The 23,009-nt window shown below is 65.1% G+C and carries 14 protein-coding genes; 2 read left to right on the top strand and 12 right to left on the bottom strand.

All coding sequences use genetic code 11. The features are described from left to right. Nucleotides 1-568 (bottom strand): cupin domain-containing protein (locus G3O00_RS05800; protein ID WP_206142382.1); only part of this gene is annotated, 568 nt, incomplete at its 3' end. Nucleotides 569-697: 129 nt separating this feature from the next. On the opposite strand from G3O00_RS05800, the gene G3O00_RS05795 reads away from it, so the two are divergent. Together G3O00_RS05795 and G3O00_RS05790 are read left to right on the top strand one after the other, a co-directional pair. Then, nucleotides 698-1,027: a carboxymuconolactone decarboxylase family protein gene (locus tag G3O00_RS05795; protein ID WP_011351062.1), complete on the top strand. Its 330-nt coding sequence runs from the start codon at nt 698-700 to the stop codon at nt 1,025-1,027. A 212-nt stretch (nt 1,028-1,239) separates the two neighbouring features. Continuing rightward, nucleotides 1,240-2,073: a class II glutamine amidotransferase gene (locus tag G3O00_RS05790; protein ID WP_206142381.1), complete on the top strand. Its 834-nt coding sequence runs from the start codon at nt 1,240-1,242 to the stop codon at nt 2,071-2,073. 24 nt (nt 2,074-2,097) lie between these two features. On the opposite strand, the gene G3O00_RS05785 is transcribed toward G3O00_RS05790, so the two are convergent. From G3O00_RS05785 to G3O00_RS05735, 11 genes are all read right to left on the bottom strand, one after another. Beyond that, nucleotides 2,098-2,772 carry a GNAT family N-acetyltransferase gene (locus tag G3O00_RS05785; RefSeq protein ID WP_206142380.1) on the bottom strand — a complete coding sequence of 225 codons (675 nt, stop codon included), beginning with the start codon at nt 2,770-2,772 and terminating at the stop codon, nt 2,098-2,100. Then, nucleotides 2,769-4,097: an aminotransferase class I/II-fold pyridoxal phosphate-dependent enzyme gene (locus G3O00_RS05780; protein WP_122944568.1), complete on the bottom strand. Its 1,329-nt coding sequence runs from the start codon at nt 4,095-4,097 to the stop codon at nt 2,769-2,771. Before G3O00_RS05780 ends, G3O00_RS05785 begins: the two co-directional genes overlap by 4 nt. Before the next feature lie 64 nt (nt 4,098-4,161). Beyond that, a complete protein-coding gene (locus G3O00_RS05775) occupies nt 4,162-5,079 on the bottom strand; it encodes a UDP-3-O-acyl N-acetylglycosamine deacetylase (RefSeq protein WP_206142379.1) in 918 nt (305 codons plus the stop codon). Continuing rightward, nucleotides 5,076-12,662 (bottom strand): type I polyketide synthase, encoded by a 7,587-nt coding sequence (locus G3O00_RS05770; protein ID WP_206142378.1) that lies wholly within the window; start codon nt 12,660-12,662, stop codon nt 5,076-5,078. The genes G3O00_RS05775 and G3O00_RS05770 overlap by 4 nt, the downstream gene beginning before the upstream one ends. Then, entirely contained in the window at nt 12,659-14,185 is a 1,527-nt protein-coding gene (locus tag G3O00_RS05765; protein ID WP_241024976.1) for an LTA synthase family protein, read from the bottom strand. Before G3O00_RS05765 ends, G3O00_RS05770 begins: the two co-directional genes overlap by 4 nt. Before the next feature lie 10 nt (nt 14,186-14,195). Then, nucleotides 14,196-14,981 carry an SDR family NAD(P)-dependent oxidoreductase gene (locus G3O00_RS05760; protein WP_206142376.1) on the bottom strand — a complete coding sequence of 262 codons (786 nt, stop codon included), beginning with the start codon at nt 14,979-14,981 and terminating at the stop codon, nt 14,196-14,198. Next, nucleotides 14,968-16,191 carry a capsular biosynthesis protein gene (locus tag G3O00_RS05755; protein WP_206142375.1) on the bottom strand — a complete coding sequence of 408 codons (1,224 nt, stop codon included), beginning with the start codon at nt 16,189-16,191 and terminating at the stop codon, nt 14,968-14,970. The genes G3O00_RS05760 and G3O00_RS05755 overlap by 14 nt, the downstream gene beginning before the upstream one ends. 241 nt (nt 16,192-16,432) lie before the next feature. Then, nucleotides 16,433-18,649: a capsular polysaccharide biosynthesis protein gene (locus G3O00_RS05750; protein ID WP_206142374.1), complete on the bottom strand. Its 2,217-nt coding sequence runs from the start codon at nt 18,647-18,649 to the stop codon at nt 16,433-16,435. Beyond that, complete coding sequence (locus G3O00_RS05745) at nt 18,646-19,419, bottom strand: SGNH/GDSL hydrolase family protein (protein WP_206142373.1); 774 nt, start codon at nt 19,417-19,419, stop codon at nt 18,646-18,648. Before G3O00_RS05745 ends, G3O00_RS05750 begins: the two co-directional genes overlap by 4 nt. Before the next feature lie 8 nt (nt 19,420-19,427). Next, a complete protein-coding gene (locus G3O00_RS05740) occupies nt 19,428-20,414 on the bottom strand; it encodes a glycosyltransferase (protein WP_346778957.1) in 987 nt (328 codons plus the stop codon). A gap of 76 nt (nt 20,415-20,490) precedes the next feature. Then, nucleotides 20,491-23,007, bottom strand: coding sequence for a DUF6270 domain-containing protein (locus G3O00_RS05735; protein WP_206142371.1), 2,517 nt, complete (start codon nt 23,005-23,007; stop codon nt 20,491-20,493). Between the last annotated feature and the right edge of the window lie 2 nt (nt 23,008-23,009).

The raw sequence follows: 23,009 nt of genomic DNA, 5'->3' as shown, positions 1-23,009 counted from the left end.
GGCCGTCCGCGAGCAGCGGCGGGCGGACCGCGTTCACGCGCGCGCGCCCGCCCGGCTGCCCGTTCGATGCCTCGGTGCGCAGCACGCTCGTCAGCAGTTGCAGCGGCGCGAACCCCGACGCCTCGCGCAACCCGACATGCAGCACATGCGGCAGCGTGCGCATCAGCAGTTCGCCCGCGCCGCGCGCATAGACGAACCGTCCGCACAGCAGGTCCACGCTCGCGCCGCCCGGTTCGGCCGGATCGAGGTTCGACTTGACCGGCAGCACCGCACCGCCGCCGGCGCCCTGTTCGCGCAATGCCGCAACCGGCCGCGACCGGCCGGCCCCTGCGTCGAGCAGGTCGTGCGCGCCACCTGCGGGCAACAGCACGAAATCGCCTTCGGCGAGCTGCAGCGTACGCCCGTCCGCGGTACGCAGCCGGCAGGTTCCGGCCAGCACCAGGTGAAACGCCGCCTCGCCGGACGGCAGCGGGTCGTGCGGCATCGCGAACGGCCCGTCGAGCAGGCAGCGCACGTCGAGTTCGACATGGCTGCGGCCCAGCGACAGGAGTTGACTCAACGCATCCATGAGACGATCGCGCTAAAAATTGACACTCTAGCGTATCGAAACCCTCAGCGCGAACGATCAGAATAGCCCTGCATCGCCCGAGATCGCGGCGCCCGCCGCCTTCCTCACCCCTACTCGAAAGGACGCATCATGCTGAACTGGAACGAATACCGGAAGGAACTCTCGACGCGCATCGGCGAGATCGCCAAGCTGTCGCCCGATACGCTGGCCGGCTACAAGGCGCTGTCGGGCGCCGGTGCCAAGACGGGCCATCTCGACGCGAAGACGCGCGAACTGATCGCGCTCGCGGTCGCCGTCACGACGCGCTGCGACGGCTGTATCGCCGTGCACACCGCGGAAGCGGCCAAGCATGGCGCGACCAAAGAGGAAGTGGCGGAAGCGCTCGGCGTGGCAATTGCACTGAACGCGGGTGCGGCGCTTGTCTATTCGGCACGCGTGATGGACGCGCTCGGCGAGTGAGCTTGACGGCCGCGGCGTTGCCGTCGGGTGGCGGCGCCCGGCCGCATTGGCCGCATGGCCGCCCGGTTGCGCGTCACGCATCCGGGCCGGCAACCGATGTATGAAGATTGGCCAGCGTACCTGCCCGAATGACCGGCCGCGTGCGCCCAGGCACGGATGCGCCGCGAAGTCGGCTACCATGCTGCGAACGATCCATCGTGAAGGAGCGCTCCATGTGCCGCTGGCTCGCTTATACGGGTAATCCGATTCATCTCGAAACCGTACTGTTCCGCGCGAAGCATTCGCTGATCGACCAGAGCCTACATTCGGAGCTCGGGGCGACGACCACCAACGGCGACGGCTTCGGCATCGGCTGGTACGGGCGCCCCGAAGAACTCCCGTTCCGCTACCGCTCCGTGCATCCCGCGTGGAACGACCGCAACCTGCGCGAAGCCGCGCGCGCGATCCGTTCGCGGATGTTCATCGCGCATATCCGTGCGGCCACCGACACCCCCGTGCAGGAAACCAACTGCCACCCGTTCCGCCACGGTCGCTGGCTGTTCGCGCACAACGGACTGATCCGCGACTTCCACAAGCTGCGCCGCGACCTGACGATGAAGGTCGATCCCGCGCTGTTCCCGACGCTCGAAGGCTCGACCGATTCCGAACTGATGTTCCGCCTTGCGCTGACCTACGGCCTCGAGCAGACGCCGCTGCCGGCGCTCGAGCGGATGGTCGGCGTGGTCGAGGAAACCGCCGCGCGGCATCGCGTGGCCGACCCGCTCAACATGACGATCTGCGCGACGGACGGCGAACGGATCACCGCGGTGCGCTATTCGAGTGAACGGCAGTCACGTTCGCTGTTCCACAGCACGTCGTTCAAGCACCTGCACGAGCTGTATCCGCACAACCCGCGCATCGCCGAAGCCGGCGATGACGCGTTCATGGTCGTGTCCGAGCCGCTCGTCGACTTGCGGGGTGCGTGGGAGGAAGTACCGGAAAGCATGGCGATCGTCGCGCACGGCGCCGATGTGCAGCAGCGGCCGTTCAGCCCGCGGCACAAGTAACGCAACGGGCTGTGATTCGCGCCGTCAGGCGCGGCGCGACAACCGCATCCGGATCGAATCGAGTTCGGCCGGCAGCCGGCGCGAACGGGCACGCGGCCGCGGCAGCGCGGTGAATCCGAGCCGTTCGTACAGCGCGCGGGCCCGCACGTTGCGGGTCAGCACGTCGAGCACGACGTCGCGACTGCCGTCGGCGGGCAATGCGCCGGTGTCCAGCGCATCGCGAAACAGTGCGCTGAAGATCCCCGTGCCGCGCTGCCGCTCGTCGGTTGCGCAATGCGCGACGAGGATCTGCGAGCGCTTCGGCGCCGGAATTTCCGTTTCGAGGATCAGCCCGCGCAACAACTGGCCAATCGTGCGGCGCACGCCGAAGCAACGCGCCAGCGCCCACACGACATGCACGTCGTCGAACATCGTTTGCTGCCCGTCGTGAATCGCCATCACGGCGAGCACGGCGCCGTCGTCGGCGACCGCGACACGATGCCGGCGCCACGAGAAGCGCCCGTGACGCGACCGGAACGCCTGCTGCAGGAAGGCGATGCAGCGTGCGTCGCTTTCGCCGAGGAAGAACCCGAATTCGGCCACGCCGGACGCAAACACAAGCGGTGCACACGCTGCCGCGTCGCCCGCATCGGCCGCGCGAAACCGCACGCGCTCACCGGCGCGCGGAACCGCTTGCGCGAACGCGCCGGCCAGCGTCATGCGCTGCGCCCCGCGAGACGCGACAACACGGCGACCGTCCGGCTGATCTGCTCCGGCTCGTGCGTCGAGCAGATGAAGAAGCGCAGGCGCGCCGCCTTTTCCTCGACGGCCGGATAGAAGATCGGCTGCACGTTGATTCCTTCGTCGAACATCGCATTGGCCCATTGCGCGGCCTTCAGCGAGCTCCCCGTGATCACCGGCACGACCGCGAACCCGGCGCTCGTGCCCGTATTCAGCCCCGCGGCGCGCGCCTCGGTCAGGAACTGCCGTCCGCGCGCCTGCAGTTGCGCGACGCGCTCCGGCTCGGCCTGCAGGCGCTCGAGCGCGGCCAGCGATGCTTCGGCGAGCGTCGGCGCGAGCCCTACGCTGTACAGGAAGCCTGGCGCCAGATGGCGCAGCATGTCGACCAGCGGCTGGCAGCCGGCGATGAAACCGCCACAGCCGGCCAGCGTCTTGCTCATCGTGCCCATCCACATGTCGACCTGGTCGGGCGCGACACCGCAGTGCTCGCGGATGCCCTTGCCGGTCGCGCCGAGCACGCCGAGCGAATGCGCCTCGTCGACCAGCAGGAAGGCACCGTGGCGCGTCTTCACGTCGACGAAGCGCTGCAGGTCGGGGAAATCGCCGTCCATGCTGTACAGCCCTTCGATCGCGATCAGCACGTGCCGGTATTCGCGGCGCACGCGCGACAGCAGTTCGTCGAGCGCCTGCCAGTCGTTGTGCGCGAAGCTCAGCCGCTTCGCGCCGCTCAACTGCGCGCCCTGCACGATGCTGTTGTGCGCGAGCGAATCGTGGACGACCAGATCGCCGGGGCCGAACAACGCGCCGATCACGGTCACGTTCGTCGCATGGCCGCTCACGAACGCGACACAGTCGTCGGTCTCGTAGAACGCGGCCAGCGCGCGCTCGAGGTCGCGCTGCACCGGGCGCTCGCCCGCGACCATCCGGCTCGCGGAAGCCGACGTGCCGTAGCGGTCGATCGCGGCTTTCGCGCGCGACGACACGGCCGGATCGCCTGCCAGGCCGAGGTAGTTGTAGTTCGCGAAGTTCAGGTACTCGCGGCCGCCGATCTGCGTCGTCGCACCGGCCACGCCGTCGTGCACGCGGAAAAACGGCGAGTCGACGCGCAGCTTCTCGCCCATCTCGCGCATGATCCGGACCTGCTGATACTGCGGCATCGATTCGAAGCGGCTGCGCGCCGATGCGGTCTGCGCGGCCAGCGTGCCGGGCACGCCCGGTGCCGCGGCGGCATCAGTTGCGCGCTCCAGTTGCCGTTTCAGCGCTTTCGCCGCCAGTTGCTGGCGAAGATGCTCTCCCAGTGCCATTGCTTCCTTCGCTGTATCTCGAAAAGACGCTATGTTACGCCGCGCGTCATGAAAAAGCGTGGTGTCACGCGTCGGGAAACTCGGCCCACTGCCACGCATCCGGTTCGGCCAGCAGCGCGTCCACCAGCCGGAAATTCATCTCGTGGCTCGGTCGCAGCGCGCTCACGCGCGCCAGCAGCGGCGCGCCGGCCAGCGCCAGATCGCCGACCAGGTCGAGCACGCGATGCCGGACGAACTCTTCCGGCAGCCGCATCCCGCCCAGCACGCGATTGCCGATGATGGACGCGGTGCATGACGGCCGCGCGCCGCGCAGGATCGGCACCCCGCGCAGGTAACCGGCGACGATCGCGGGTACCGCCCACTTCACGCGGCCGTACGAGCGCGACGGCGCGATTTCGGTCGCAAATGCGGCCGGCGTCAGCGCACCGTCCCAGTGCATGTCGCCGAAGCCGCGCAGGTCGTTGCGCACGCTCAGTTCGTAACGCGGCGCCGGTTCGATGCGCATTTCGCGCCGCTGGTCGCCCTCGCCGTCCGTGACGACGACGGGCCGCAGCACGCGGATGAAGCGTTTCGGCGCATCGAGCGCGACCCGGCCGCACGCGCGGATGGCATCCACCCACGGTGCAGCGCTGCCGTCGAGAATCGGCACTTCCTCGGCATCGATCTCGACGATCGCATGATCGATCTCGCACGCGAGCAGCGACGCGAGCAGATGCTCGATCGTGCGAACGCCGACGCCGTCGGCGTTGCGCAGCATCGTGCACAGCGGCTGCGCGCGGCGCAGCGCGGGATCGACCTCGAGCACGCCAAGCTCGCGTCCAGCGTGAATTCGGCGAAACACGATCCCGTGCCGGCTGTCCGACGGCACGACAGGCTGGATCCGCACGTTTACGCGACGGCCGGTATGCAAGCCGTGCCCCGACAACACCAGCGGCCGGGCCAGCGTACCTTGGTTCGCTTGCCATCCTTGCGGCAACGTCATTCGGCATGCCCCTGCGTCGACCGACCCGCTTCCGCGTCCGGATTGTCTCGATTCCGATCTCGCGCGAGCTCGGTCCGTGCGTCGTCGCCAAGCGCATGCCGCGCGACCAGCGCTTCGACCAGCTCATCTGCCGCCGCTGCGGGATCGCTACCGGCCTGCGCATCGAGCAGGTCGACGATGCGTGCCGCGAGCGTATGGACCGTTGCCCCTTCCGCGATCGCCATGATCGACAGCTTGACGCCAAAGGTCTCCTCGACGGCCATCCCGAGCTCCATACCCATCAGCGAATCCATACCGAGATCGAGGACCGAGCGGCCGACATCGACCCGCTCCGGCGACAAGTGAAGAATCCGCGCAATCTGCCCGCGAAGCGTCGTCTCGACAAGCGCCACGGCTTCGACCGGCGACAGTGCGCGCAACTGTTCCAGCACGGCACCGTCCTCGCTGGGCGCTTCCACCGCGGCACCAGCCTGCAATGCCATGTAGCGACGCGCCTGCGCGGCCGGCATGCCGCGCGAGACCGCGCGCCAATCCAGGCGCACGACCGCTTCGCCGGCCTCCCCGAATACGAGCACACGTTCGAGCGCGGCCATCGCTTCGTCCGACGTGATCGACGCGCCGCCGATCCGCGCCTGCAGTGCCTCGCGCGTGCCGGCGTGGCGGGCGAGAAAACCGACGTCCTCGACCGGCCCCCAGGCCATGAAGGTGGCCGGCTGCCCGTTTGCACGGCGATGCGCAACCAGTGCCTCGAGGAAACCGTTCGCGGCGACATACGCGCCCTGCCCCGGATTGCCGAGATAGGTCGTCGCCGACGAATACACGACAAAGAAATCGAGCTCGCAGCGTTGCGTCGCGCGATGCAGATTCCACGCACCCGCCACCTTCGGCTCGAGCACGGCAGCGAAGCGTGCGTCATCGACATTGCGCAGCAGCCCGTCGTCGATCCGCATCGCCGAATGCAGCACGCCCTTGAGCGGCGTGCCGGCGCACTCGATCGCGTCGACCAGCCCGTCGAGCGCCGCGCTGTCGGTCACATCGCATTGCACGACCGTCACGACCGCGCCAAGCTCGTCGCGCCAGCGATCGGCGTCCGCCTGCATCGCGACGTCGAGCACACCGCCCCGGCTCGCGAGCGTCAGGTGACGCGCGCCACGCTCGACCATCCAGCGTGCGGTCGCGAATCCGAGGCCGCCCGTACCGCCTACGATCAGGTACGCAGCGTGTGGGTCGAACGGCAGGGTCGGTGACGTGACACCGTGCGTCGGTGCCGGCGTGCCGTACGGATACGTGACGAGCACCTTGCCGATCTGACGGGCCTGCTGCATGTAACGGAATGCCTCCTCGACACGCGCAGCCGGAAACGCACGATACGGCAGCGGGTGCAGCACGCCATCGGAGAACAGGGCCATTACGTTTTCGAACAGCCGCGCCGTCAGTTCGGGCAGGACGCCCATCAGCTGATCCGCATCGATGCCGAAATAGCTGATGTTGTTGCGGAACGGCCGCAGGCCGATCCGGCTGTTCTCGTAAAAATCGCGCTTGCCGAGTTCGAGGAACCGGCCGAACGGACGCAGCGTGTCGATGCTGCGCACCATCGCCTCGCCCGCGAGCGAGTTGAGTACGATGTCGACCCCCTCGCCGTTCGTGAGGGCGAGTATCTCGTCCGCGAATGCGAGGCTGCGCGAATCGAGCACATGATCAGCACCGAGCAAGCCGATGAAAGCGCGTTTCTCGTCACTGCCGGCCGTCGCGAAGACTTCGGCACCGAGATGGCGTGCGATCTGGATCGCCGCGATACCCACTCCGCCAGCACCGCCGTGCACGAGCACGCGCTCGCCGCGCCGTACCCGCGCCAGTTCGCACAGCGCATAGTACGCAGTGAAGAAGGTCGTCGGGATCGTCGCGGCCTCCTCGAACGACAGGTTGTCGGGTTTGCGGGCGATCGCCGTTGCACGCGTCACCACCCGCGTCGCGAACGACGCGGGGGCGAAACCCAGCACTTCGTCGCCAGGTGCCCAGGCGTCGACGCCAGGGCCGACACGCACGATCCGGCCCGACAATTCCATGCCGACCGTCGCTCCGGCAAACCCCGTCTCGACGGCCTCGTCGGACAACAGCCCCATCGCGTACATGACGTCGCGGAAGTTGAGCCCGGTCGCCGCGGGCTCGATCTCAACCTCGCCGGACGCGAGGTCACGCGCCGGCAGCACGAACCATTCGAGGTTGCGCAGCGAACCCGGCGTGTCGAACGCGAGCCTCGCGTCGGGCGACGCCGGCAGCACGTTGTCGTGCTCGGCTGCCCTGGCTGCCGGCAGCATGCGCGGCACGAAGCGGCCCTGCGGCGCCAGGAGCACTTCCTCCTCGCCGTCGTCGCCGAGCAGCCCTGTCGCCAGTTGCAGTGCCGGTTGTTCGCCAGCCGGGTCGACGTCGATCAGGCGCATCGACAACGCCGGGTACTCGTTCGCCATGACGCGGCCGAGCGCCCACAGGCTTCCATGCTCAGGATGAGACGATACGCCGCCCGCGAACGGTGCACCGCCGCGTGTCACCACACACAGCCGGCCGCGCTCGATCGCTCCCGCTGAATCGAGATCGCGCACGAGTGCCGCGAGTGCAAGCGCGCCGCCCTGCTGCGCACGCATCATGGCTGCGCCGTCGGCAGCATCGGATGATGCAAGCGGCGCCACGAACACGATATGGGACGGACGATCGGCCGGCTGGCGCGTCGACCATGCAGCAGCCTCGCGAACCGGAGCGGATTCGACATGGCAGCCCAGCCGCTCGAGTTCACCTGCCAGCGCCAAACCAAACGGATCGTGGTCATCCTGTGCGATCAGCCAGCGCGCGTCATCATTTGCCGTCAGGGTACGCGGGAAGTCCTCGTGCTGCTGTACCTCGGCAACCGGCTTGCGTGCCACCACCAACGTCGGCCCCCCCTCGATATCGAGGTCCTGCTCGATATCGCGCACCACGTCGACGAAACCGGCGCGCTCGCACATCGACACGATCGCGGCGGGCGCCAACGCGCCGTAGGCTGCGGTGGCAACTTCGCTGCAGGCCGTGCCGAACACGATCTCCGAGAACCGACTGCGGCGCGCATCGGCGATGACGACGAGCCCGCCCGGCGCAAGCCGCTCGGCAATCGCCGTCAGTGCCGCCAGCGGGTCCGGACAGTCTCCGAGCATCCGGTTGACGACCACCATGTCGAACGGTGTCGTATCGCGGCATTGCGAGAACAACGGTTCGTCGGGTGCGTACAGCAAGGTCTGCACGTGCGCGTGTACATCCGCATCGAATCCCGCGAGCTGCTGCTGCGTACCTGCAAGCGTGTATTCGCAGCGACGGGCCGGCACGTCGACGTCGAGCGGCTGCAGCACGTCACCGTTCGCAACGCCGATCTCCAGCACGCGCAACCGGCGCAGCGGCGCCCACGCGCCGACGGCCTCCCGGACGCACGCGGCAAGCATCGCACGCACGTGCGTCCATGTCGGCGAGACGTCGAAGAACTGTTCGACGAGGCTTTGCCCCGTCGGCGAAAGCAGCGAGCTCGCCGACGACGGGTCACGCAGCGCGCGCGGCAGTGCCGCGCCGACGTGCGCAAGCAGCGTCAGTTCCGCGACGTGACTCGGTGATGCAGACAGCAGATCGCGCCACAGCGCCTCGCGTGCGGGCATCGCGGCACACGCTTCCGGATCTCGAACGAGGCGGTTTCCGTCGAAGCGGGCCAGCCCGTCCTCGACGACCATATCCGCCAGCCGCGCGACCTGTTGAGAATACGTGTCCGCCGGCTGCCCGAACGCGTCGAGCGCGTCGAGCGTTTCGAGCGCATGCAGCCCCGCGAGCACGTCGAGAAGCGGCAGCATTTCGGCCAGGTGCCGCGTACGGCGCGCGACGTCTTCCTGCGCCGACACCTGCGCGTTCGCACGCGTGACGAGTTCCTGCGGCAGCGGGAGTGCCTCAGCCGTGAATCCGGCCGGCTGCGGCCGCGCTTCGAGCACGTAGGCGAAGCGCGCGGGCTTACCGTGCCGCCGTCCGGCGAGATCGACGCGACGGAAGCGGCACATGGCCAGCCGCACGACGATCTTCCCGCCTTGATCGAGAAACTCGAAAGACGCGACGATCGAGTGCGGACTGCGGCGATGGATCCGCGCGAGCACGCGGCAAACCGATTCGCCGCTCAGATAATCGACTCGCCCGATCTGGACCGGCACGAACGCCGCATGCGCATCGTCGGGCGCGGCACCTGCCTGTGCGAGCACGGCGAACAGCGGATGAAAGCCGCTGTCCATCAACGCCGGATGCAGCAGGTAACCGGACAGCGCCTGCGCATTGGCGAGACTCGGTGGCACGCCGAGTTCGGCCAGCGCGTCGTCGCCCGACACGCGCACCGATCGCACCCAGCGGAAGGCCGGACCATAGCTCAGCCCGATCGTCTTCGTGGCGGCATACAGCGCATCGCCGGAGATCGCCGGATGCGACTGCAGACGCACGATCGTCGTCGTGTCGGGCGCACTGTCCACACTCAGCGTGTTGCCACTTTCGAGCAGGCGCCCGGTCACGTTGAGGTTCCACGGGCCGTCAGTCATCCGGTCGCGCGTTTCGATCGTGAACGACGCCGTACGCACGTCGATCACGAGCCGGAACAGCTTCGCGTGCTGCGGCTGGAACACGACCGGCATGCGGATCTCGAGGTTCTCGACAGCGACATCCGCGGTACCGAAGAACGCTCGCGCCGCCGCGAGCGCCATTTCGACGTAGCCCGCGCCCGGGAACGCCGCGCCGCCGTCGACGACGTGATCGGCGAGCATCGGCACGCGTTGCGGATCGAGCTGGTTCTCCCATGCGAATGCATGCTCGTGCAAGCGGTAACCGAGCAGCGGATGATCGACGCGGCGGTTCACGAGACCGTAGCCCTCGACGCTCGGCGTGAGCCAGAAGCGCTCGCGCTGCCACGGATAGGTGGGCAGCGCGGCCTTCGGCGCATCCGGAACGAAGCTGTCGAGATCGACGCGCGCGCCATGCGCGACTGCCGACAGGATCGCGTGCGCGAGCATCTCCGCCGTGTCGTGGTAACGCTTGAGCGTCGGCACGACAGCTCCGGGCAGCTTGCGCGCGGCAAGCGTCTGTTTCACGTAGGTACGCAGGATCGAATGCGGCGCGATTTCGATGAACACGCGCACGTCATCGTCGACAAGGCAGGCGGTCGCCTCGCCGAAGCGGACCGGCTCGCGAATGTTGCGCCACCAGTAGCCGGCATCGAGCGCGGTGCCCGGCAACGTGTCGCCCGTCACCGTCGACACGAACCGCGTGTGCGTCTCGCGCGGCACGAGATCGGCCAGCCCGTCGCGCACGGCCGATTCGATCGCGTCCATGTGGCTGCTGTGGAAGGCGTAATCGAGGTCGAGCATCTGGTAGAAGTGGCCGGCGCCTGCGAGCGCGGCGCCGATCGCATCAAGCGCCGCCGGCGAGCCCGCGAGCGTCACCGCATCCGGGCTGTTGGTGCCCGCGACTTCCACGACGGACGCCAGATCGAGGCGTGCGATCCAGTCGCGTGCCGCGGCCTCGCCGATGCCGGCCGCCGCCATCCGGCCCGCGCCGCGCGTCAGCCCTTGCGCGCCGCTGCGGATCCGAATCACGCGCACGGCCTCGGCGAGCGTCAGCGCGCCCGATGCCCATGCAGCAGCGATCTCGCCGACGCTATGGCCGAGCGTCGCGTCGAAGCGGATGCCGCGTGCCATCAGCACCCGTGTGATGCCAACCTGCATCGCGAACAGCAACGGCTGTGCATTTTCGGTCGCGGCAAGCCATTCGGCGTCGACGCCTTCGCACATCGCGGCGACGAGCGACGCATTGCCGTCCGCACGCCAGAGTGCATCGACCTCGTCGAGCGCCGCGCGGAATACGGCGTCCTGTGCGTAGAGCTGCTGGCCCATTCCGGCCCACTGACAACCGTTACCCGCGTAGACGAAGGCAACTTTCCATGCCCCTTCGGCCGCCTGCCCCTGCACCACGCAGGCCGGCAACGCGTGCGTCGACGGTTCGGCAAGCGCCGCGAGCGCCTCATTCACTTCGTCGGGATCGGACGGAGCGATGACCGCACGATGTTCGAACCATTGGCGGCGCCGTGCCGCGGTAGCCGCCAGCGCCGGCCAGGCAGCGCCGTTGCGTAGACGGACGAGATAACGTGACGCAAGCGTCGCCAGCGCATCCGGCGATCGCGCCGTCAGCACAAGCGGCGGCAGCGGCGTGCCGTCCGTTGCTGCCGCCGGCCGCACGCCCGATGCCTGGCCGCCCGCCGCCTCGATCAGTACCACGTGTGCATTCGTGCCGCCAAAGCCGAACGAGTTGATGCCGATCGCCAGCGGCGCGTCGGCGCGCTCGATCGGCGTATAGCGATCGACCACACGCAGGCGGCCACCGTCGAAATCGATGGCGGGGTTCGGCTTCTCGAAGTGCAGCGAACTCGGCACCGCACGATGCTTCAGGCACAGCACGGCCTTCAGCAGGCCCGCCATTCCCGAAGCCGTCTCGAGGTGCCCGATGTTGGTCTTGACCGAACCGATCAGCAACGGGTCGGATGCCGGCCGGTCACCGGAGACCGCGTCGATCAGCGCGCGCGCCTCGATCGGATCGCCGACCGCAGTGCCCGTTCCGTGCGCCTCGAGGTATGCGAGCGTGCGCGGATCGACGCCCGCGCGCCGATACACGGCACGCAGCAGATCCGCCTGCGTTGCTGCGGACGGCACGTTGATGCCGCCATGCGAATGTCCGTCCGAGTTCACGCCCGACCCGGCGATGACGGCGTGAATTGTGTCGCCGTCCGCCAGTGCCTGCTCCAGCGGTTTAAGCAGCACGAACGCCCCGCCCTCTGCGCGGACATAGCCATCGCCAGTCGCGTCGAACGCACGGCAACGGCCACGCGGCGACAGCATCGACGCCTTCGAGAAACTGACGAACCCGAACGGATGCAACAGCAGGTTCACGCCGCCGGCAAGCGCCATTGCCGTCTCGCCCGACTGTAGCGCCTGAACGGCCTGATGAAGCGCGACGAGCGACGACGAGCACGCCGTATCGACCGACATGCTCGGCCCGCGCAGGTCGAACAGATAGGACACGCGGTTCGATGCGATGCTGAGCGTGTTGCCGGTCGCGGAATAGGGATCGATCGTGTTCAGATCGTCCATGTTTCGACTACCGTAATCGGTTCCGGCAATGCCGACGAACACGCCGCAATCCCGGCCGCGCATTGCGGCGGGTTGCAGACCGGCATCTTCGAACACCTCCCACGCGAGCTCGAGCAACAACCGCTGCTGCGGGTCCATCTGCGCGGCTTCGCGCGGGGAAATGCCGAAAAACGCTGCGTCGAAACCCGCCACGTCGTTCAGAACGCCGGCTGCGAACGTATAACTCTTGCCGGCTTCGCGTTTCGACGGGTGCTGGTAGAACGCCGTGCCGAAGCGATCGGACGGAATGGTGGTCACCGCGTCGCGCTGGTCGCGCAGCAGTTGCCAGAAGTCGTCGGGGCTCTCGACTCCACCGGGGAAACGACATGCCATCCCGATGATCGCTATTTGCTTGTTCATGCTCTTTCTGATTTGGCCAGCGCATCGCGATCGCACACGCGCGGCTCGTTCGAATAAGTGACGGCCGACATCAACACTCGGCCCAGATCTTCTGCCCGGATATCCTGCGCGCCGATGTCCGCTCGCACATCGTTTCTCCAGACAAAGTAGTCGCTGCGATCGGGCGTGACGCCAAGCGTATCGAAGACATGCCCGATCGCAGGAACGTGATCGCCGTAGAAACAGACAATCGTCTCGCGCCCGCTATGCCGCAGATGATCGAGCAGGCGACCGATCATCCGGTTCGCGTTGTCGAGGTGACGCAGGTAAGCGGTCAGGTCGCGCCACTCGGCGCCTTCGCCGAGCGAATGATAGCGAGCTGCTTCGCCGGCTGCCACGGACTCAAGATGGAGTGGCCCGTGGTTCTCCATCGTCATCGCGAAAATGAACACCGGCTGCTCGCGCGGAGCGTCGAGCGCGTCGATAATCGCATCGGCAACGGCGGCATCCGCGACGTACTGTCCTGCATGCAGCTTGCCATCGAAGCTGCGTATATCCATGAATGCATCGAAGTGCATCAACGGAAACACGCGGTCGCGACCGAAGAAATCTGCGTAGTACGGATGAATCGCGCGCGTCATGTAGCCGCCGCGCCTGAACCAGCCCGCAAGCGACGGACACGCTTTGCGCAGAAACGCATAGGGATAGAAGCGCGCGTACCCGAGTCGCTCCGACGGAATGCCCGTCAGGACGGCAAACTCCGTGCGCATCGTATTCGCCCCCCATGCGGGAACAGCCAAGGTACCGTGCGCGATGGCCTCCTGCCGTGCGCGATCGAACTCCGACAGCAACGACGGCGCGACCGCGGACGTCGCACGCCGGATATCGAAGAACGACTCGCTCTGGACCACGATGACGTCGGGCGAGCGCGACGGCGCCCCCGATGCGAACCGGCTCGTGCCGGCTGCCGCATCGAATGCCCTCAGCGTAGCCGGCCGCAAGCCATTGACGAGACCGGCGACGAACACTGCGAAGAAGCCGTGCCGGCCCTGGTCCAAGGTCACGTCGAGCGTCAAAGGCAGACGCGCCGCCACCGGCATCGCAGCCAGCAGGCACGCTAGCGCGGCAGCCGCGGCGACGACACGCGCCGGTCCGTCCGGTCGATCGAGCCAGCAGCCTGCCACGAGCAGCACGACGCCGATCGCGATCGCGATGACAGTTCCGACGTTCAGGAACGGCAAATAAAGACGCGGATGGGAGAACAGCTGGCTGAACAGGCTCAGATCGGTAAAGACAAACGGCTCGCGCAGCGATTGGAACTTCGCGTTGCTGATGGCGGCCGTCAGCGCCACGACAGCCGCCGCAACGCCGGCGGAAAACACCGGGCGCGACGTGATGACCAACACGCACGCGGCGACGAACGTCACCGCCAGCAAATGCAGAACCACAGCTCGCACGGTTCTGCGCAACGGCGCACGCGGCACCGCAATCGCGTCGAAGCCGAACGATGCGGCTAGCGCCGTCGCAAAGAAGAGTGCATGCATCCCGGACACGCTAGCTGCCCTCGCGCGGCAGATACGACAGCTTGCCGAGAATCGCATCGGCGAGCCGCGCCGGCAGCAGCGCCAGCAGGCGCATTCCGAATGCGAGCGTACCGGGAAAGGCGATTTCCGCGCGCCCCGCGAGAAGGCCGCTACGAATATGCCCTGCCGCACGGTCGGCCGACCACATGAACCGCTTGTCGCCGGGAAAGACATCGCTCATCGCGGTCTTTACAAAACCGGGCAGTACGATCGACATCCTGATGCCGTCTCGCGCGAGCACCGGCCGTACCGAGTCGCCATAGGCCTTCAGCGCGGCCTTGCTTGCGCAATACGCCGGCGAAATCGCCATCCCGCGCAGTGCCGCGAGCGAACTGACCATCGCAATGTGTCCGCGGCGACGCGTGCGCATGCGGGCGATGACCGGCAGCACCGCATGCAGCGTACCGTACAGGTTCGTATCGATCACGGCTGCCGTGCGTTCGAGGTCCTCCCAGTCGCCGGCGTGTGCGAGCGTGCTCGCGACGCCTGCATTCGCGATCAGCAGGTCGATCGGATACGCATCGTCGAACGCGTCCAGCCAGGTACGCATTGCGTCGGCGTCGCACACGTCGACGCGACCGCATTCGACCGTCGCCCCGCGTGCACGGCAGAGAGCCGCCACATCGTGGAGGCGCGCGGCATCGCGGCCGGTCAGCCCGATGACGGCACCAGGTGCCGCGAAGCTCAACGCAAGCGCGCGCCCGAGCCCAGCGCTCGCACCCGTGATCACGACATGATTTGCGCTACGCGAACGCATGACTGACCTCCACGCTAGCGGCCTCCAGACGCCGCACGGCACCCGTCACGGCCATGCCGATGCCGGTATCCGTATAGAAATCGCCGTTGATCTGCGTGTGATGGATGACGTAATCCAGGAAAACCTGAAACAACGCCTCGTCCGGTCGCTCGGCATGCTCCCAGAAACTGTCGAGCCCGCCCTGCCACGCCAGCCCCGGGATGTCGTAGATCGCCACGCCCAAGGCAATCAGCGGGCAATGGTGGTAAAGCGCCGACATGCCGGTCGTGCTGTTCACCAGCACCACGCCGCGCGTATGGTCGAGCAGCGTCGGAAGATGGCCAGCGTCGATGAACGACACACGCTCCGCGATGCCGAGCGTGCACGCAAGCTGCCGGACATGGCTGCGATAATCGAACTGGCCCGTGTCCAGCGGATGATTCTTGATCAGCAGATCGTGTCCGTCCGGTGCATGTTCCGCGAACGACTGCAGCACGAGGTCGATCGATTCGCGCACACCGTTGAACGGTGAATGATGGACGATCTGCGCGTCCGCATTGACCTGGAGCGGAAACAGGTAATACGGGCGACCAGCGAGCAGGCGACGCGTCACCTGAGCCGCCTCGCGCTCGAATAGCGGTTGCTTGAGCGCACGTGCCGCCAGCCCCGCGTATTCGACGAATCCGTTGCGCGGACGATGGCTGCGGTAATTCGGGAAACGCGCGCGATACAGCGTATTGGCCGCGCGATAGCGCATGTCGTGATATGCGCGCACGGCCAGCCGGTACCCGGTCGCTTGCCCGAGATCGCGCGGCGGCGTGACGCTGCGCCGGTCCCGATACCAGGCCGGATCGCGCGACAACAACGAACGGCCATTGACGCCGTGACGTTCGAGCGTCAACCAGTGCGGACGAACATACCCTTCTTCGAATACGTGAACAGTCACGCCGTAATCGCGTGCAGCCGCATGCACGGGCCGATGAATGGCCCGGCAGTCGCCGAACAGGATCACATCGGTCACGTCGCCGGTGCGAAGCAAACTCGCATACCACGCGGCAAGTTCGTCAGGATGCGCCGCGTAATCACTGGCCATGCCACTTCCTGCATAAGCCAGATCCCCCCCACAGAAATTGATTCTGCGAACACGATGGCCCCGGCTCCGCAGCGCATCGGCAAGCCGGCTAAAGAACGGCGATGCCGTGCCCTGCAGAACCAGAAAAGAGCGTCGCATTATTAATAAGATTTTTCATTTTTCAATATTTTTACGCACGTGCTTGAGATAAACACCCTATGCGCCGGCCGTTAAACCACTATTCCCGCCCTTATTTTTACCCCGGATTTATAGGTGAACGATTGTATCGTTTTACAAGATATCCTTACAACCGCGAAGGTTCGAAAGACGCTATCGCAGATTGGCCTTGCCAGATGCCGCCACCGGGCTTTGCACTGCACGGGCTACCGAGGCCCGCGGGCTAGAGCTTCGCAAGCCAGCGCTGAAGCGACATATAAAGCCTCTTGCGCGCCGAATCCCGATATTCCATATAAGTCGTCCGCGCCCACATTTTTACCTTCCCGGACTGTTGCATCAGCCGGTTTCGCCGCAACTTCCCCTGCCCCACCGACTGCCGCTGTGCGTGCAAAAGTGCGATCGCACAATGTGCGTCAATCGCGGCGCGGGAACCCGGATGGACATAACGCGGATAGCGCAGCAGCGTACCGACAATCAGTTCGTCGAGCATCAACCGGCGGCGGCGGCGCGCCCAGACCGGATGCGAATCGCGTGAAGCGCTTTCGATTGCCGCACGCTGCCCATGGTGCGGCGCGTTCCCGAAAACATCGTGCGTCAACCCCCAGCCTGCATAGAACGGCGCACCGTAGCAAACGACGCGCTTGCCGCGCAGCAGTGCTTCGAAACCGGTGAGCGAGGTCATCGTATGCACCTCGTCGGCCTGCTCGACGCATGCGATCACGTCGGACTCGGGCGCCACTACGTCGGCGAGCCGCAGCGCCTCATGCGGTGCAATCGCCCCCTTGCGGTTGCCGCTGACGACATCGGGATGCGGCTTGAAAACGATGAACGCATCGGGATGCGCGGCCCGCACCGCCGTCAGCAGGTCGAGATTCGTCGAGATCCACGGCGAACCGGTGCGAATCGACGCATCGTCTTCGACCTGGCCCGGCACCAGTATCACCTTTGCCGGCCGCGGCGACGGCAACGCGACACCGCCTTCGCCGACGTTGTACTTGCCGATGCGCGCATCGACCAGCGCGGTGCGCACGGTATGGGCCTCGGCAAGCTCGGCATCGTCAAAGCCGCCGCGCTCGAGGATCGCTTCGAGTCGCGACGGCGTGCGCGGATCGAAATAGATGCCGAGATCGTCGACGACGAGCGACAACGGCGCGATCAGGTTCGAACCGAGACCGACCGAGCGGATAAAGCCGTCCTCCATGCGCAGCACGGGCAAGCCCAGCTTTTGCGCGACTGCCGCACTCTCGGGATGCCGCGCGCCCCACAGGACGACACGCCGCGATGCATCCGGCGGCAGTCGTCGCAAGGCCGCGGGTGTATCGACGAAACGCACGCGGGCGCCGCCGTGCCGCAGAAACGGCGCCACCACGCTGCGTTTCCACAGGCTCAGCCCGATGCACACGAGTTCGCCTCGAGTCACTTCGTTCAACCGGCGTTGCTTCGCAAGATAGGCGATCACGTCGAAGATCGTGCCGCGCTTGCCGGTTTCCGGATTGACGTACCGGCAATATTGCAGGTACGCAGCGCCGAACAACTGGTGCAGCGTCGCGCTGCCGCGGCGCGCTGCGACAACCGGGGCATCCACATGCCGGTCGTCGGTGAGCCCCCAGCCGGCATACCATGGCAGCCCGAACGTCACGACCGGCTTGCCGCACAGCAGCGCCTCGAAGCCCATCTGGGACGAGACGGCGTAGACCTTGCCAACCCGCTTCAACAACGACGGCGGGCTGACGTCGGCGGGCAGCAGGCGCACGCGCGGGTCACTGAACGTTTCGTCGACGAGATAGCCGGACTTCTTGCCGCACATCACGTCAGGATGGGTCTTGATCCAGACGGGTTTGCCGGGATTTTCGGCGAGCGCGGCGGCGAGCATCGCGCGGAACGACGTGTCATCGGCACCGCCGAGGCTGACCGCAACGTCGCCACGCGTCTGGTCGATGACCAGGACTGCGTCGTCGCGCCAGTCTTTCGGCGGCACGAAGTCAGGGGCGTGGTTGTATTTGGACAGGCCGTGGCTGACGATCAGCGCGATCGCCCGACCGGCTTCGCTCGATTCGTTCGAAGACGTGTGTGCGGCGTCGCCCGCCGTCGCGATCGACGCTTTCACCAGCGCCTCGAGACGAGACGGGCGGCGGGCATCGTAGTAGATTCCGAGGTCGTCGATGACGATCGACAGTGCAGTGTCGCCGAGTACGCCAAGCGAGACCGAGCGGAGGAAACCGTCTTCGAGGCGCAGCACGTCCACGCCTTCCCGGGCCGCCCATACCTCGGCACGCCTGCCACTTTCGCGAAGGCCCCAGCCGACGATGCCGGAGGCGCCACCCGCACGCCGCCAGGGCAGACCGCATTCGACGGTCCCGTCGAGCCACGGGTTCGTGCCGCACCAGGACCATAAACCGACGCTCTGGAGCGGAACGATCCAGCGAGACGGCGAACTCATAACCGGACCTCACGTCGGTCTGCCTCACACCCGACGGAACGCCCAGCAAAAAGGACCTTGAGCTGTCGCACGAGGCTACGCGCATACGGCCCACGTGCATAGTGATGATCGAATCGGCGCGTATGCTTCCATGAAGACTTCACGAGACCGTCTGCCCCGAGTGCGTCCTGGCTCGAATCGAGGTAGGGCACCCCATGCGTGATACAGAAGGCCTTCACACGGGCATTGAATTCGCGGGCCAGCTCGGTACGCTCGCGTTGCGTCGCCGCGACCTGCTGGCGAACGGCAGCCGTCTCATCATGCGGCGCAGCCTGATCGGCTAGCGTCGGCAACGGAGCACTGAGCACTGCGACGCGATGCGATTCGGCGACTTCGGTGATGAAATCGCAATAATTGCGAATTGCCTCATCGAGCAATACCGGAATCGGGCACGAACGAAATTCAACCAGTTTCCACAGAGAATAAGCCGTGTCGACTTCGCCAAGATTGAGCAGGACCCAATCGTGGCTCGAAGAATGCAGACGATTCGTGAATCGAAGCAACGCGGATGTAATTGAGTGCCGGTTGTCGATTCCAATCGCCGTCGCACCTGGAACGTACTCGACGTCGAACTGCACTTGCGGCAACAGCAACACAAACCATGCGTGCTCGAATACACGGACGTGTGAATCTCCGAGGACCAGCACCCGCTTCCGCCCTCCTTTTTGCACGCTCGCCGCACATCGCCGCCAAAAACGAAACGGCAGACGTTCGCACACGTCCGGTGTCATCGCGCCCACTATCGCAACACCTCCTCGATCTGGCGCAAACGGTGCTGCCAGGTATGGTGCTGAGCGACATGGGCCGCTCCAGCACGCGCGCGTTCGAGATCGTCGCGGGACGGACCGCCACACAGACGTGCAAACAACTCACCTGCCTCTTCGTCACTTCGGACGACATGACAAAAGTCTGCGAACATCGTATCGACCGACAGCGCCGGCGTCGTTACCGCGATACCGCCGCAGCCGAGAATCTCGACGAGACGCCGGGAAAACATCGTCGGCGAATCCTCGACGGTGTTCACATTCAAGGACACAACGTAATCGCGATACATCTGGGCCGTTTGCTCGTGCTGGAGGGCATGCCGCACATCCAGTCCGTCGAGTACGGGAAACCGGTAATGGGCTGCCTTGCGGTTCGAGTTGCGGTCGACAACCGTCAGCCCAAGCCCACTCCGGCACGCCGCGCCGAATAGTGTGTCCTGCCATGTACGGCGGCGCGCGTGAACTTCGCTGCTGTAACTGCCGACGAAATTCGCGCGCCGGAATTTGAAATCGAAGCCCGTAAAGCCATGTGTTCGGGGTTGAATTGCAAACATCAGCGTATGAACTGAAGCATGCTCGCCCATCACGGCCTTGTACCGCGGCACAGCATTGGCATCCACCGTAAATACGTGATCGAATAGCTTCGCACTGTTCACGAAACGATCAAAATGAACGGAATCTTCCTTGTTCCAGAACACCGTCGGGATGCCCCTATCCCTCGCCGCCGCCACGAGCCGTACCAACGCATGATTGTTGCGCTCGGGATGATCAGGATAAGCCGCGATCCGATACTTCCACTTGTCGCGCAACCCGGACCACGCCGACTCGACGAGCAGGTAATCCGGACGTGCAAATGCCAGCCGCCAATGATAATCACGCGGACCAAGCGGAATGATTCGACCATCGAATACTAGACTCGACGACGTCAGCCCATCTGCAACTAGCGCGATGGTCGGATGCACTCCGGCACTCAAATTCGCACCTGCCGATTGACACACAACGACATCCGAGACTGTTCTGCAACGACTCGACCGTGCATCACGCCACCTTCTCTAGCACCAGCACACCGTCGAACAGATCCGCCGCATCCTCTTCGATGCCGAAATAGGCTAGTGCCCTCAAGTTACCGCCACGGAACCCTACTGAGAACCCGTCATCTGGAATCGGATTGCCTTTGAAACGTTTGGCTAAATAGCGCGCCACTTCCGGATGACTCTCTTCGACAGCCCGACTCGGGAACGGCACCAGAAAGCACGCACCAACCGGGTGAGACTCCGTACTCTCGCCGATGCCGACCGAGCAGAACCTCGCAAAATCGCCGTCGACCGGATGTGCCACACTGACCAACGGCCTACCAAGCAATGAATCAAGCCTTTTCACCAGTGACTCACGCTGCACAGACGCCCGTACGAATTCCCACTTCCCCAGTTTTACGCGCGGCTTCTGACTTTCTCGCGGCGCGTCGGGTACCGCATCGGCTTGTACGTCGTGTTCGGTCTCTGCATACTGGATCGCGTCCAGCGCACTGTCATACGCCATGAAGCGCTGCGACCGGAATCCGACGCTTCGCTTGAACAGGTTGATGCCCATCCCGTCGTCAACGACATAGAGATAATTGATCGATTTGACCCAAGGGAATTTCTCGATCAGTTCCTTCACGACGTAAAAAACGTTCAGGTTCATGACCCCGTTCTTCACGTGTTCCTTGTGACAGAGAATATGGTTGATCTGGGCGAGTTCCCCGAACATGAAAAGCGAAATGTACGAAACGAGATGGCCGTCGTGCACGATTCCGAAAAAGCGCTCGGTGTGGTATTCGCAGCCAACTGCGCTCGGATTCAGCACATAGACTGGCGGATTCGAATAGTAGTACTCGGGGATCGGCCGCCCCTGCCGCATCGGGTCAGACGTGCGGATCTCGTAAATGTCCTGTTCAAACCCCGCATGACCGCCCTCGTGAAAGCGATAGCCAAGACGGTTCGCTTTCTGAATCATGTTCCGCGACTTGTCCCCGATCGAACGCAGATACGTATCCACCGTATCCGGAATCGACAGGAACGCTGGGTTCGCCTTCTGCAGGCTTGCAGGCATCAGTTCGCCGCTCGCCGCCTCCACGAATACGGGCTCACGTCCGAATCGCGTGACGTCGTGCCGGGAAGCGAACGCATCCATCGACGTGAACCACTTGTCGCAATGAACGATGCATTCCGGTCCGCACCGATGCTTTCTGAGCATCAGGTTGGCGCGAATCGCGGGCTGGCGCGTGATGTTGACCGGCTGCGTGCTGTCTTTCCGCTTCGCCGTCAGCGCCGGACTGTCGAGCACAGCACCACCCGACTCGAAATTCACGTCCGCGAGCACAACAGGACCATCAAAGTTCCACGTCAGCACCTTGACCGACGTGATCCGGGCATCGACCACGATTTCCGTGCTCAACCTGTCGTCACGCATATCGCTCTTAAGATACCGGAAGTAACCGACCCACGACTTCATGTATCCCATTGCGTGCATGTCGGCGTCGACCAGATTTTCGCCGTCGACGACCAGCAGCAGGTTGCGGTTTCCGGACAGGTCACCGTTGACGATAGCACTGAACCGGATGCGAGCCGGTGCCGTCGCACGCACACTCGCTTCCAGCCCCTGCATCGCCTTCTGCAACGTTACCCGATCGCTAAACCACGCCGTCACCGGCGTCACGTCCTCGTGACGAAACCGGCTCCCGGCCAATCGCAGCTTGTCCTGGACGTATCTTACAAAACCCACGCTGCTCTCCTGCTTGTCGGAAGTCCTCTCAACCGTCGATCCGACCTGCGTCACATACCGCTCGATACGATCGAGCAGGCTGGTGTAATACTCACCCACATAGTGGAACGGGCTTTTCCCCCACTGATGATCGATTGCACCGACAAGCAACTTCGGATCGAACTGGAGAAACTGTTCGTCGGTAAGATCCTGTCGCATCCGTGCATATTGCCTGTGCAAGAAGGCGTTCGCCTGCGCAATGTCATTCTGCGAATATGCCGGTGCGAAATCGGTGCCGTCGGAGCACACTTGCGCCCAGTACACCTCGTTGACGACAAGTGCCTTCAGCCTGCCTTGCGCATCCAGCATCGCGACGAACGTACGCCACCCCTCTTCCCATCGGTCGAAGAATGCATCAGTAAACGGCTTGATGACCGTGCCGCGTCGCTTGCCTGCCTCGAATCCGGATGACAGCAGCTCGCCCGACACGGTGCAACTTGCCCCCCGCTCGTCCACAAACACGCTGAACCGTTCGTCGATCAGGTCTATCAACAGAAAATCAAACACACCGCCCGTCAGTGTTGCAGCCAGCCCATGCGTGACGTCCGATTGAACCATCCTGCGCTGAAACGGCGACACAATTGCGTCGAAGTCGACGTTCTCGACCACGCCCGGCGAAAACGCTGCCGCCAGCGAGCTGCGCGCAAGATAGCCCGCCAGCTCGTATCGCGCTGCTTGCGGATATCGATCTGTAAAGGCGTCTCGGCTTACGCAACTTCCGTGAATCAGAAGCTTCGGGTTACTGCGCGCCATCC

It is taken from the genome of Burkholderia sp. Ac-20384 (genome assembly GCF_017104605.1).
GTDB lineage: Bacteria > Pseudomonadota > Gammaproteobacteria > Burkholderiales > Burkholderiaceae > Burkholderia > Burkholderia lata.
Note: the sequence above shows the minus strand (reverse complement) of the source record. Positions and strands in the feature narration are given on the sequence as shown.

Bases quoted from the DNA above. Each gene is read 5' to 3' on its own strand.
- G3O00_RS05755 (WP_206142375.1), bottom strand. From the start codon at position 16,191: ATGCGACGCTCTTTTCTGGTTCTGCAGGGCACGGCATCGCCGTTCTTT.
- G3O00_RS05795 (WP_011351062.1), top strand. From the start codon at position 698: ATGCTGAACTGGAACGAATACCGGAAGGAACTCTCGACGCGCATCGGC.
- G3O00_RS05735 (WP_206142371.1), bottom strand. From the start codon at position 23,007: ATGGCGCGCAGTAACCCGAAGCTTCTGATTCACGGAAGTTGCGTAAGC.
- G3O00_RS05780 (WP_122944568.1), bottom strand. From the start codon at position 4,097: ATGGCACTGGGAGAGCATCTTCGCCAGCAACTGGCGGCGAAAGCGCTG.
- G3O00_RS05770 (WP_206142378.1), bottom strand. From the start codon at position 12,662: ATGAACAAGCAAATAGCGATCATCGGGATGGCATGTCGTTTCCCCGGT.
- G3O00_RS05775 (WP_206142379.1), bottom strand. From the start codon at position 5,079: ATGACGTTGCCGCAAGGATGGCAAGCGAACCAAGGTACGCTGGCCCGG.
- G3O00_RS05750 (WP_206142374.1), bottom strand. From the start codon at position 18,649: ATGAGTTCGCCGTCTCGCTGGATCGTTCCGCTCCAGAGCGTCGGTTTA.
- G3O00_RS05765 (WP_241024976.1), bottom strand. From the start codon at position 14,185: ATGCATGCACTCTTCTTTGCGACGGCGCTAGCCGCATCGTTCGGCTTC.
- G3O00_RS05745 (WP_206142373.1), bottom strand. From the start codon at position 19,419: ATGACACCGGACGTGTGCGAACGTCTGCCGTTTCGTTTTTGGCGGCGA.
- G3O00_RS05790 (WP_206142381.1), top strand. From the start codon at position 1,240: ATGTGCCGCTGGCTCGCTTATACGGGTAATCCGATTCATCTCGAAACC.
- G3O00_RS05760 (WP_206142376.1), bottom strand. From the start codon at position 14,981: ATGCGTTCGCGTAGCGCAAATCATGTCGTGATCACGGGTGCGAGCGCT.
- G3O00_RS05785 (WP_206142380.1), bottom strand. From the start codon at position 2,772: ATGACGCTGGCCGGCGCGTTCGCGCAAGCGGTTCCGCGCGCCGGTGAG.